Raw genomic sequence first — 12,478 nt, forward strand, 5'->3', positions numbered from 1 at the left:
CGGTACAGCCCCCGAGGCGCAATAGGCACCACCAGTCGAATTTGTCCCAGCTGGCGCCCCCAGCCCCCGCGACGGACGTGGCTTTGCACCCTCGCGATGGCCCGAGGGGTTGCGTATCGCTCTAGGCAGTGGCGATATAAGCGCCCTATAACAATTCCAGGGGTCGTTGTATGTTGCTCGCCACCTTGATCCACCGTGCCAGTCTGCCCAGCCCGCAAGTCTTAGCGCAGCAAGCGCTGGAGTTGCTGGAAAGCCACTACGGCCTGCACGGCACCCTGCACTCGCTGGGCAGCCAGCAAGACCTCAACTACCGCGTCGACAGCCCCCAGGGGCGGTTTGTCCTGAAGATCTGCCGCGGCGACTACTCGGCCCTGGAGTTGCAGGCGCAGCACGCCGGCCTCAAGCATCTGCAACAGCGCCCGGAGCTGCGAGTGCCCAGGGTCATCCCGGCGACAAACGGCGCGGACCTGCTGTCCCTGGAGATCGCCGGGCAAGCGCTGCACGTGCGCCTGCTGGACTATATAGAAGGCCGCTCCCTGACCCAGCTGCCGCACCTGGGCGGCGAGCTGGTGGCGGGCCTGGGCCGGCTGTGCGGGCAGATGGACCTGGCCCTGGCGGATTTCGAGCATCCGGGCCTGGAGCGCACCCTGCAATGGGACGCCCGGCATGCCCAGGCATTGATCGGGCATCTGCTGCCGGTCATTGCCGACCCGCAGCAACGAGCGGTGATCGCCAGCGCCGCGCAACGCGCCGAGCGCCGCCTGCATCCGCTGCTGGAGCAACTGCCGGTGCAGGCCATCCATATGGACATCACCGATGACAACGTGGTCTGGCAGCGGGATGAAGCACGGCATTGGCAGGTGCAGGGGGTGATCGATTTCGGCGACCTGATCCGCACCTGGCGCATCACCGACTTGTCGGTGACCTGCGCGGCGCTGCTGCATCACGCCGAGGGCGACCCGCTGCGCATCCTCCCGGCGATCCAGGCCTACCATCAGGTCAACCCGTTGCAACGGGCGGAGCTGCTGGCGCTCTGGCCTCTGATCGTGGCCCGGGCGGCGGTGCTGGTGCTCAGTGGCGAGCAGCAGGTCAGCATCGACCCGGGCAATGCCTACAGCCGTGCCAACCTGAGCCACGAGTGGGAGATTTTCCAGGTCGCCAACTCGGTGTCGTTCGAGTTCATGGAGGCGGCGATTCTCACCGCTGTCGGGCACGCACTGCCTGCCATCGGCGGTGAGGGGTTCGCCCCGCTGTTGCCGAGCCTGGTGGGGCGCGAATTCGCCCTGATCGACCTGGGCGTGCTCAGCCCGCACTTCGAGGCGGGCAATTGGGAGCAGCCGGGGATCGACGATCGCCTGTTGGCCGAAGCTGGCGCCGCCCATGGCCTGGCCGCCAGCCGCTATGGACAGTACCGCCTGTCGCAGACCCGTCCCGATAGCGCCGAGGAACCCTCGACCTGCCCCTTGCATGTACAACTGCAAGTGCCGCCAGGCACCGCTGTGGAAGCGCCGTTCGCCGGGGTCTTGCACCGTGGCGAGCAAGGCCTGTTGCGCCTCGATGGCCCGACCCTGAGTGTGCACCTGTGGGGCGTCGAGCCTTCGTTGCAGCCGGGAGCGGCGCTGGTCAAGGGCCAGGTGCTGGGCGCCGTGGCGGCGGATGGTCGGCTCAAGGTGCAGCTGTGTCGCGCTGCCGAACTGGATCCGCCGCTGTTTTGTACACCGTCCCGAGCCCCGGCCTGGCAAGCCCTTTGCCCCTCTCCGGCGGCGCTGCTGGGGCTGGCCTGCGATGCCGAGCCGGAACTGGATCCGCAAACCCTGCTGGAGCGTCGTGACGCCAGTTTTGCCCGCTCGCAGAAACACTATTACCTCGATCCGCCGCGGATCGAGCGCGGCTGGCGCAACCACTTGATCGACATGCAGGGGCGTTCCTACCTGGACATGCTCAACAACGTCGCGGTGCTGGGCCACGGTCACCCGCGCATGGCCGCTGAAGCGGCGCGGCAATGGTCGCTGCTCAACACCAACTCGCGTTTCCACTATGCGGCGATCGCCGAGTTCTCCGAGCGCCTGCTGGCCCTGGCACCGGATTCCATGGACCGGGTGTTCCTGGTCAACAGCGGCACCGAGGCCAATGACCTGGCGATCCGCCTGGCCTGGGCCTACAGCGGCGGGCGCGACATGCTCAGTGTGCTGGAGGCCTACCACGGCTGGTCGGTGGCGGCTGACGCAGTATCCACCTCCATCGCCGACAACCCCCAGGCCCTCACCAGCCGTCCGGAGTGGGTGCACCCGGTGACCGCGCCCAACACCTATCGCGGCGAGTTCCGCGGCCAGGACAGCACCCCGCACTACCTGCGCAGCGTCGACCAGCAACTGCACAAGCTGGATGAGCAGCAACGCCAGCTGGCCGGTTTCATCTGCGAACCCGTGTATGGCAACGCCGGAGGGATTTCGCTGCCACCGGGCTACCTGCAGCAGGTCTACGAGCGGGTGCGGGCCCGGGGCGGGGTGTGCATCGCCGACGAGATCCAGGTCGGCTACGGGCGCATGGGCCAGTTCTTCTGGGGCTTCGAGGAGCAGGGCGTGACCCCGGACATCATCACCATGGCCAAGGGCATGGGCAACGGCCAGCCCTTGGGTGCGGTGATCACCCGGCGGGAAATCGCCGAAGCGCTGGAGGCCGAAGGCTATTTCTTCTCCTCGTCCGGCGGCAGCCCGGTCAGTTGCCGCATCGGCATTGCGGTGCTGGATGTGATGCAGGAAGAGAAACTCTGGGAAAACGCCCAGGTGGTCGGTGAACACTTCCGGCAGCGCCTGGAGGCGCTCAAGGAAAACCACCCGCTGGTGGGAGCGGTGCATGGTTCCGGTTTCTACCTGGGGCTGGAACTGATCCGCGATCACGCCACCCTGGAACCGGCCACCGAGGAAACCACCCTGCTGTGCGAACGCCTGCGCGAGCTGGGGATTTTCATGCAACCTACCGGCGATCACCTGAACATCCTCAAGATCAAGCCGCCGATGGTCACGACTCGCCAGAGCGTGGATTTCTTCGTCGACATGCTGGCCAAGGTGTTGAGCGAAGAGCTGTAGGCGCAGGGCTCTGCTTTGCGTTGACCTCCATTCGCCGGCAGGCCGGCTCCTGCAACGCTTGGTAGGAGCCGGCTTGCCGGCGAATGCGTTTCTTGATAATTCGATTGTTATCGGCTTTTTGTCGGTAATTTATCGTGGCTAATGTCTTTTCAGCTTTTAAAGTCGATATTTATCGGATATAAAGTGACCATATCCAGGCCCGGCCTCGCCGTGCCCGGTGCCTTGTGTCCGTTGTCATCGACCGCTTCGCCTTGCCCAGGAGTTGATCCATGAGCCGTACCGTTACCGTCGCCGCTACCCAGATGGCCTGTTCCTGGGACCTTGAGGCCAACCTCGAAACCGCTGAGAAACTGGTACGCGAAGCCGCGGCCAAGGGGGCGCAGATCATCCTGATCCAGGAACTGTTCGAGGCGCCTTACTTCTGCCAGAAGCCCAATCCGGATTACCTGCAACTGGCCACCACGGTGGACAGCAACGCCGCCATCGCGCACTTCCAGAAAGTCGCCAGGGAGCTGCAAGTGGTGCTGCCCATCAGCTTCTACGAGCTGGCCGGGCGGGCGCGTTTCAACAGCATCGCGATCATCGATGCCGATGGCAGCAACCTCGGGATTTATCGGAAAAGCCACATCCCGGATGGCCCCGGCTACCACGAAAAGTACTACTTCAACCCGGGCGATACCGGCTTCAAGGTATGGAACACCCGCTACGCGAAGATCGGCGTGGGCATCTGCTGGGACCAGTGGTTCCCCGAGTGCGCCCGCAGCATGGCCCTGCAAGGCGCGGAGCTTCTCTTCTACCCCACCGCCATCGGCAGCGAGCCCCACGACCAGACAATTTCCTCCCGCGACCACTGGCAGCGGGTGCAGCAGGGCCATGCCGGGGCCAACCTGATGCCGCTGATCGCCAGCAACCGCATCGGCAACGAAGAGCAGGACGGCTACGACATCACCTTCTACGGCTCGTCCTTCATCGCCAATCAGTTCGGCGAGAAGGTTCAGGAGCTCAACCAAATTGAAGAAGGTATCCTTGTGCACAGCTTCGACCTCGACGAGCTCGAGCACATCCGCAGCGCCTGGGGCAGTTTCCGTGACCGTCGTCCGAACCTCTATGGCGCGCTGAAAACCCTCGACGGTTCCCTGGAGTCCTGAACACTATGAGCACTTTGCACAGCACGCCGCGCGCCGACGGTTTCTACATGCCCGCCGAATGGGCGACCCAGACCCAGGCCTGGATGATCTGGCCCGAGCGCCCGGACAACTGGCGCCTGGGCGGCAAGCCGGCGCAGGCCGCCCATGCCGCGGTGGCCAAGGCCATCGCGCGCTTTGAACCGGTGACCGTGGCCGTGTCCGCGGCCCAGTATGAAAACGCCCGGGCACGCCTGGACGTGCCCAATATCCGTGTGGTGGAAATGTCCAGCGACGACGCCTGGGTCCGCGACACCGGCCCGACTTTCGTCATCAACGCCAGCGGCGAAGTGCGCGGCGTGCACTGGGGCTTCAACGCCTGGGGCGGCTTCGAAGGCGGCCTGTATTCGCCGTGGAACCGTGACGAGCAGGTCGCCAGCAAGGTGCTGGAAATCGAACGTTGCCAGGAGTACCGCACCGAGGGCTTCGTGCTCGAAGGTGGCTCGATCCACGTCGATGGCGAAGGCACCCTGATCACCACCGAGGAATGCCTGCTCAACCACAACCGCAACCCGCACCTGTCCCGCGAAGAGATCGAGGCGGTACTGCGCGAGCATCTAGCGGTGGAGCAGATCGTCTGGCTGCCGGACGGCCTGTACAACGACGAAACCGACGGCCATGTGGATAACTTCTGCTGCTATGTGCGCCCGGGCGAAGTGCTGCTGGCCTGGACCGACGACCCCCAGGACCCGAACTACCCGCGTTGCCAGGCCGCCCTGCAGGTGCTGGAAAACACCCGTGACGCCAAGGGCCGCACCTTCAAGGTGCACAAGATGCCGATTCCCGGCCCCTTGTACGCCACCGAAGAGGAATGCGCCGGGGTCGACGCGGTAGAGGGCAGCCAGGAGCGCAACCCTTCGGTGCGCCTGGCGGGTTCCTACGTGAACTTCCTGATCGTCAATGGCGGGATCATCGCGCCCAGCTTTGACGACCCGATGGACGCCCAGGCCAAGGCCATCCTGCAGCAGCTGTTTCCCGAGCACGAAGTGGTGATGGTGCCGGGCCGTGAACTGTTACTGGGGGGCGGCAATATCCACTGCCTTACCCAGCAACAGCCCGCGCCACAGCGGATTTGAGTGCCGTTGTAACAGCCGATGCCGGTTGTTTGCCGGTGCCGGCCCGGCCCGTGGCCTGAGCTTCGCCAGCCAGCCCGCAGCCTAGACAGGCCGCGGGCTTTTTCATGGCCGTATATCGGCACAGGTGGCACATTGGCATAGCTCTTGTATCTCTCCTGGCGTGATTCTGAGACATGGAGAACGGTGTTGTTCTGTCATAAAGCTTGGATAAGTTAGGCCGCTCAGATACCAGGAGAGCGCTGGAATGAACATGGTCAGCGAGCGGGCGTCCCATCCCTTGGCAATGAATAACGAGTCGCTGCAGGTGCTGGCCCAGTGGTTGAAGTCCAATGGAACGCGTCAGATCAGGGAACCTGATCCGCGCCGGATCATCATTGAGCGTTACCCCGCTGGATTGCTCAGCGAGGCGGAACTGCAGGCGTTGTGGGATGTGGTGAAAGGATAGACAAACAAGGGATTGTGCGAAGCGCTGCCGGGATGGCAGCGCTTTTTTTTGCCTGGCATTCAGATGCCGGGCATCCGGGTGTCAGAAGCGGTAGTTGCCGGTGACCACCAGGCTGCGAGGGTCGCCCGGCTGGATCTGGAAGGCGCTGGTGGCGGAACTGTAGTACTCGTGGTCGGCGATATTGTTCAGCGCAGCGCGTACGTCCCAGTCCTTGTGCCGGTAACCGGCCAGGGCGTCCCAGCGGCCATAACCGGGCAGCGCCACGGTGTTGCTGCTATCGGCGAAGCGGTCGCCGACCAGGGTCAGGCCGGTCTCGGCATACCAGCCCCGTTCCGGTTTCCAGGTGATGAACAGGCTGCCATTGCGCTTGGCGACGTTGTTCACGCGCTTGTCTTCGAAGCCGTTGTTGTCCTTGACCACCACGGCGTCCTGCAGGCCGATGCCGCCGCGCAGGTACCAGTTGCCAACGATCTTGCCGGTGCCCGTCAGCTCGATGCCGCGGGAGCGTTGCAGCCCGGTGAGCAGGGTGATGCTGCGGTCCTGCGGATCGGAGGTGCGACGGTTGTAGAGCTCCAGCTCATACACCGCCAGGGTGGTGCTCAAGCGTTCGCCCAGCCAGTCGCTCTTGACTCCGACTTCCTTCTGCCGGGTGAGCTCAGGGCTCAGGTCGTTGCCGTTACCGGCGGCGTTCGGGGTGATGCCGATCAGGCCGCCGCCCACCGGTGAGAACGACTTGCTCCACGAGGCATAGAACGAGTGGTGCTCCAGCGGCGTCCAGACCACCCCCAGGCGCGGGCTGACGCTATGGCTCTCGCGGCTTTCGGAGAGCCCGTTCTTGCGGTTGCTGGTCTGCACATCGAAGTTGTCGTAGCGCAGGCCGGCGAGCAATTGCCATTGATCGTTCAGGCGCAGTTGGTCCTGCACATAGAGGGCCCGGCTTTCGACCTCGGTGTGGTTGTTGCTGGAGACCTGCATGCGGCCGGTGTGGCTCTGGTACGGGTTGGGGTTGTACAGGTCGACGGCGGGCACCGCCTGGCTGCCCGGCCCGGAAGTGGCGGCGTTGTAGAGGATCGGGTCGCGGCGCTGGCTGCCGAGCTCCAGGCCGGTGAGCAGGCGATGTTCCAGGCCGAAGGTGTCGAAACGGCCCTCCAGTTCGGTGTTGTTGTAGACGTTGCGGGTCTTCAGGTCCTGCTGCCAGCGTTGGCGTTGGACCTTGCCGGTCGTGGCGTTGTAGCCGGTCTGGTAGGTGTTGTCGAAGTCGCTGTCGAGCTTGAATACCCCCAGGGTGTGGCGCAGTTGCCAGTTCTCGCTGAGCTCGTAGCTCAGCTTGGAGCGCAGGGACTGGGACTTGTCGTCGATGTAGTCGCGGTGATCGCCGTAGGTGGTGTCGCGGCTGACGTCCGCCGGGCGTCCGTTGACCCCGGGGATGCCGCGGTCCGGGGTGCGGTTGTAGCGGCTGTATTCGTACTGCACCAGCCAGTTCAGGTCCGGGGTCAGTTGCCAGCTCATGGACGGGGCGAACAGTTGGCGGTTGCCGCTGACGCCTTTGCGGAAACTGTTCCGGTCCTCGTTGCCCAGGTTCAGGCGCAGGCTGATGTTCTCTGTCGGGTCGGCGCTGAGGTCGGCATACAGGCTGCGCAGGTCCTGGCTGCCGCCCTGGACTTCGACGCTGGAGCGGCGGCCGAATTCCGGCAGCTTGCTCACCCGGTTGATGATCCCGCCCTGGCTGCCACGGCCGTAGAGCACTGCCGCCGGGCCCTTGAGCACTTCGATGCGCTCGATGTTGTGCAGGTCGCGCACGTATTGGCTGTCGTCGCGGATGCCGTCCAGGTAGAAGTCGTTACTGGCATCGAAGCCGCGGATCCGCAGGCTGTCGAAGCGCGTGTCCGAGCCGCTGCTGACGTTGGGAATGCCACTCAGGGCGCTGCCCAGGTCGTTGACGCCGTAGTCCAGCACGTTGGCGGTCCTGATTGTGTCGATGGCCTGGGGCACGTAGCGCGCCGGGGTCGAGGTACGGGTTGCAGTGCTGACTTCCTTGACGCGAGGGTCATCGGGGTCGGCTTCGGCCTCGGCACTGATGGAGGTCATCGGCAGGGTGGTGCTGGCAGCGCAGGCAAAACCGCTGGCCAGCAGGGTGCAAAGACCCAGGGACAGGGGCATGAGGCGGAAATGGGCAGGCATCTGAAACGCATCCGAGAAGGGGAAATTCGAGGGTGCGAATGGTAATGCTTGTCATTAACAGATGTTAAATATTCACTAATAAGTTCCCCTGGCTATTTGTTTCTGAATGTATCTTTCGGGTATCGGTTCGCATACTGAAGCTAAACAGACGGATTCGACCGGTTACAGCAACAGACTAAAAGCCAATTCGAGGTTTTTCCCTTGGCGCGCGCGGCCTAGTCTGCGTGACATCGAATTTTCAAGACCTTGCTGGAGCCCAGATATGTCCTTGGCCACCCTTCACTATATTTATGATCCCCTGTGCGGCTGGTGCTACGGTGCCAAGCCGCTGGTGCAGGCCGCCCAGGCGGTGGTGTCGGTGGTGGCCCATGCCGGCGGCATGATGACCGGGCGCAACCGCCAGCCGGTCTCGCCGCAACTGCGCGATTACGTCATGCCCCATGACCGGCGGATCGCCGAGTACACCGGGCAGCCTTTTGGCCAGGCCTATTTCGAGGGCCTGCTGCGGGATGAGACGGCCACCTTCGACTCGGCGCCGCCGATTGCCGCCGTACTGGCGGCCCAGGCTATGGAAGGGCGGGGCCTGGAATTTCTGGGCCGGTTGCAGACGGCGCATTATCTGGAAGGACGCAGGATCGCCGACCGGCAGGTGCTGCTGGAGCTGGCGCAGGCCCAGGGGTTTGCCCCGGCCGCCTTCGAGGCGGCCTTCGACCAGGCGGTGGCCCATGAACTGGACAACCATATAAAGGCCAGCCGGGCCCTGTTGGCCAAGGTCGGCGGGCAAGGCTTCCCGACCCTGGTGCTGGAGCGCGATGGTCGTTACCAGCTGCTCGACATCAGCCCCTGGCTGGGCAAACCCGAGGCCTTCGCCGACTGGCTGAAGACCTCCCTGGGCGCCGATAGCGGCCCTCACGATGGCGTGGTCCAGGCCTGTGGCCTGGACGGTTGCACACCCTGAACTCACCTGACCTGCGTGGAGTCACCCATGGATAACCTAGCGTTGATCAAGAGCACCTACGAAGGTGCCAACTCCCAGGAAAATGCGCGCAACACCGCAGCGGCCCTGGCCCCCGATGCCCGCTGGACCGAGGCGGCGGGCTTTCCCTATGCCGGCACCTACATAGGGTTCGAGGCGGTGCTGGAGCACGTCTTCAAGCGCCTGGGCTCGGAATGGCAGGACTTCACCTTCAAGGTCGAGAACTATGTGGCCCAGGGCGACAAGGTGTTCGCCTATGGCAATTACCAGGGCGTCTACAAGGCCTCGGGCAAACCGATCGATGTACGGGTGGCTCACTTGTGGACACTTAAAGATGGCAAGGTCACCCACTTCGAACAATTCGTGGACAGTCACAGTGTGCAGCTGGCAATGCTCTAGCCCGCAGTTCTTAGAATATTTTCAGCTATTCAAAGACGATTCACGAAATTGACACGTTGTTAAAGGCGCAGATAGGATTCGCCCCAACGCCTGTGGCCAGGAGCCATATTTCAGAATAATAAAAGGCCCACCGTGCTCACCCGCGGTCGGGCTTTTTTGTTTCAACGGTAGAAGAGCGTTCAATCGCCATAGCCGCGGAGCTCACAGCGCGTCACCAACCCGTAATAAGGAAAATAAAATGTTTAAACAGCGGATCTGCTTGGTTGCACTGGGGATTTTGAGCGCAACACAGGCCATGGCCGACGGCCAGGCCGACGCCAAGGGTTTTGTTGAAGACAGCAGCCTGAAAGTGCTGTTGCGCAACGCTTACATCAACCGTGACTACAAAGATGGCAACCCGGACAAGGCTGAATGGGGCCAGGGTTTCATCGGCACCTTCTCCTCGGGCTTCACCCAAGGCACCGTGGGCGTGGGCGTTGACGCCTTCGGCCTGTACGCACTGCGCCTGGACGGCGGCAAGGGTCGCAGCGGTGCCGGCGGCATCGACTTCTTCAAGCAGGGTGACAGCGGTAGCGCTGCAGACGACCTGGCCAAGGCCGGTGCTGCAGTCAAGTTCCGTTTCTCCAACACTGTGCTGACCTACGGTGACCAGATGCCGGCCCTGCCGGTGCTGAACTACGACAACTCGCGCCTGCTGCCGGAAAGCTACACCGGTACCCTGATCACCTCCAAGGAGATCAAGGGCCTGGAGCTGAACGCAGGTCACTTCACCGCCGAATCGCGCAAGAGCGCCGAAGGCCGTGACAGTGGTGGCCTGAAGTCGATCAACGTATTGGGCGGTAGCTACCAGTTCACCGAGCAGTTCAAGGGCGCGCTGTACGCTTCCGACGTCGAAGACGTGCTGAAGAAGCAGTACATCAACCTGAACTACGTGTTCCCGCTGGCCACTGACCAGTCCCTGACCCTGGACTTCAACGGCTACCGTACCGAGCTGGACAAGTCCTACGCCGAGAAGGCTAAAGCCGGCGGCGAAGACAACAAGATCTGGAGCCTGGCAGCCACCTACGCCATGGGCCCGCACTCCTTCACCCTGGCGCACCAGCGCAGCACCGGCGACAGCCACCTGGGCTATGCCTACGGCGGCTACCAGCGCGGTCAGAACCGCGTGGGCGATGGCGGCAACACCATCTACCTGGCCAACTCCTACTGGTCCGACTTCAACGCCGAAGACGAGCGCAGCTGGCAGCTGGGCTACGGTCTGGACTTCGGCGCCTTCGGCGTACCGGGCCTGACCTATAACGTGGCCTACGTGCGTGGCGACAACATCACCACCTCGACCTCCACCGGCGGCAGCGAGCGGGAAATCTTCAACCAGTTCAAGTACGTAGTACAGAGTGGCCCAGCCAAAGACCTGAGCGTGAAAGTACGCAGCTCGGTACTGCGCGTTTCGCAGAAGTCTTCCGAGTACAACGTGGGCGGCAACGAACTGCGTGTGTTCGTCGACTACCCGATCAACGTGTTCTGATGAACGCCTGATCACCGCCTGACTTCAGGTGGCGCAATGGAAAAAGCCCCGACTGGTTCGGGGCTTTTTTGTGCCTGGGCATCCGGGTTGCAGAAATGCCCGGGATGGCGGGTGACTGTTCTCGCCCGGGTGCTTTTTTCAGCCAGTGGTTGGCGCATATCAATCTTGTTACAGTCCACCCCCCTGTCTTGTCACGGATGATTTCGATGTTCCGTACCCTGCTATCCGGCCTGTGCCTGCTGAGCGTCGCCAGCATCGCCCACGGCCAGCAAGCGACTGCGCCCGAGCAGTTGCTGAGCGACTTCTCCCGCTGCGATGCGCAGTTCTTCCAGAACCTGAATACCGCCCGACTGCCGACCGGCACCTTGAGCCTGGCCCGGTACGGTGCGGTAAGCGCGCCCAAGGTCATGAACCCTTTGCAGGAAGGCGGGCGCTACCAGGCCTTCGAACAGCCGCTGCTGGTCAATGGCGTGCGCCTGGTGGGCTACTACAACGAAGCTCAGTCGCTGAAGTCGGTGGGCAACCTGCTGTTCTGGGGCTTTGTCGCCGAGGGCCAGCCCAAGGACGTGGCCGCGGCGCTCAAGCCGCTGCTGGTGGACAACAGCCGCCTGAAGGCAGACCGCAGCGCCATGAGCCGGGTGGAGATCCGCCGGGTCGGCGACCCCATCGACCAGTGGCGCACCGAAGGCCTGGCGGGCGGTGGCGTGGCTACGCCGTTCGGTTATGTCGAGCGCATCCTGAGCATCGACATCGGTACCACCAACGCACCGATTGCCGGACGCACCACGATCTTCTGCAGCTTGCAGGGTACGGTCACCGCGCCGTTGCTGCAGGTGTATCGCCCTGACCTCAACGCCCATCTGCTGGATTGAAAAACATGCCTTCATTGTCTGTACGCGGGTCGCTCCTGCTTGTGTGTGCCCTTGCTATGACTGGCTGCGCCAGCCTGCAGAGCCAGGACCAGATCAACTACGCCCATTGCCGCATGGTGGGCCAGGCTTCCAAGGCCGAAAAATTCGACGTGGTGCTGCAAGAGGCCGACCTGTGCCTTGAGAAGAACCAGCTGAGCCAGCCCATGCAGAGCCTGGTGTACTGGCTCAAATCCGATGCCTACGCCAGCTTCAAGCGTTATCCGGAAGCCATCGCCGCCAAGGAAAAATCCATCGAGCTGGGCCCCAAGCCCGATGCTCGGGCGGTGCTGGACCTGAGCCGTCTGTATCGCGAAGCGGGCAACCCGCAAAAGGCCCTGGAGCTGGTGCAGTCCAACCTTGACAACAACCTGGGCGAGGCGGGCAAGGGCAGCGGTTTCAACATGCCGACCTACTACCACCTGGGCCAGACGCTGTACGACCTGGGTCGCTACCGCGAGGCCGCGGAAGCCTACAGCACCGGCCTGTTGAAGCAGCCCGACTATGCCTGGGCCTTCTACCACCGCGGCCTGGCCTACGACAAACTGGGCCAGACCGACGACGCCCGCGCCGACTTTGCCAAGTTCGCCAAGCTGGTGAACCAGAAGTACGTCGAGCCGCAGCACCAGGCCAAGCTGGCCGAGTACAAGATCAAGCTGCCTTGAATGCAGCGTGGTTGATGCAATAAAAAAGGC

Annotated in this window: 10 protein-coding genes; 9 read left to right on the forward strand and 1 reads right to left on the reverse strand. The window is 63.2% G+C overall.

Annotated elements, in window-relative coordinates:
• The first annotated feature begins 170 nt into the window (after window positions 1-170).
• The 4 genes from AC1RMG_RS30610 (at window position 171) to AC1RMG_RS30625 (ending at window position 5,794) form a co-directional block, all read left to right on the forward strand.
• The gene (locus AC1RMG_RS30610; protein ID WP_169892906.1) at window positions 171-3,089 is read left to right on the forward strand and encodes an aminotransferase; all 2,919 of its coding nucleotides are present in this window, start codon (window positions 171-173) and stop codon (window positions 3,087-3,089) included.
• A 269-nt stretch (window positions 3,090-3,358) separates the two neighbouring features.
• Window positions 3,359-4,237 (forward strand): N-carbamoylputrescine amidase, encoded by an 879-nt coding sequence (gene aguB / locus AC1RMG_RS30615; protein WP_493170936.1) that lies wholly within the window; start codon window positions 3,359-3,361, stop codon window positions 4,235-4,237.
• Window positions 4,238-4,242: 5 nt separating this feature from the next.
• Complete coding sequence (gene aguA / locus AC1RMG_RS30620) at window positions 4,243-5,349, forward strand: agmatine deiminase (protein WP_011058686.1); 1,107 nt, start codon at window positions 4,243-4,245, stop codon at window positions 5,347-5,349.
• Window positions 5,350-5,593: 244 nt separating this feature from the next.
• Window positions 5,594-5,794, forward strand: coding sequence for a hypothetical protein (locus AC1RMG_RS30625; RefSeq protein WP_011058687.1), 201 nt, complete (start codon window positions 5,594-5,596; stop codon window positions 5,792-5,794).
• 81 nt (window positions 5,795-5,875) lie between these two features.
• Here the strand turns inward: AC1RMG_RS30625 and AC1RMG_RS30630 are convergent, their stop codons facing one another.
• The gene (locus tag AC1RMG_RS30630) at window positions 5,876-7,975 is read right to left on the reverse strand and encodes a TonB-dependent receptor (RefSeq protein ID WP_493170937.1); all 2,100 of its coding nucleotides are present in this window, start codon (window positions 7,973-7,975) and stop codon (window positions 5,876-5,878) included.
• Window positions 7,976-8,237: 262 nt separating this feature from the next.
• Here AC1RMG_RS30630 and AC1RMG_RS30635 point away from each other — a divergent pair, with 262 nt between their 5' ends.
• The 5 genes from AC1RMG_RS30635 (at window position 8,238) to AC1RMG_RS30655 (ending at window position 12,448) form a co-directional block, all read left to right on the forward strand.
• On the forward strand, window positions 8,238-8,933 hold the full coding sequence (locus AC1RMG_RS30635; protein ID WP_493170939.1) for a DsbA family protein: 696 nt from the start codon (window positions 8,238-8,240) through the stop codon (window positions 8,931-8,933).
• A gap of 27 nt (window positions 8,934-8,960) precedes the next feature.
• Window positions 8,961-9,350: a nuclear transport factor 2 family protein gene (locus AC1RMG_RS30640; RefSeq protein WP_015633792.1), complete on the forward strand. Its 390-nt coding sequence runs from the start codon at window positions 8,961-8,963 to the stop codon at window positions 9,348-9,350.
• A 238-nt stretch (window positions 9,351-9,588) separates the two neighbouring features.
• The gene (locus AC1RMG_RS30645; RefSeq protein WP_015633793.1) at window positions 9,589-10,875 is read left to right on the forward strand and encodes an OprD family porin; all 1,287 of its coding nucleotides are present in this window, start codon (window positions 9,589-9,591) and stop codon (window positions 10,873-10,875) included.
• A gap of 206 nt (window positions 10,876-11,081) precedes the next feature.
• Window positions 11,082-11,747, forward strand: coding sequence for a hypothetical protein (locus AC1RMG_RS30650; RefSeq protein WP_230493583.1), 666 nt, complete (start codon window positions 11,082-11,084; stop codon window positions 11,745-11,747).
• Between the two features lie 56 nt (window positions 11,748-11,803).
• Window positions 11,804-12,448 (forward strand): tetratricopeptide repeat protein, encoded by a 645-nt coding sequence (locus AC1RMG_RS30655; protein WP_239692976.1) that lies wholly within the window; start codon window positions 11,804-11,806, stop codon window positions 12,446-12,448.
• Window positions 12,449-12,478: the final 30 nt, after the last annotated feature.

The organism is Pseudomonas sp. GW822-FHT04H02, from assembly GCF_058800645.1.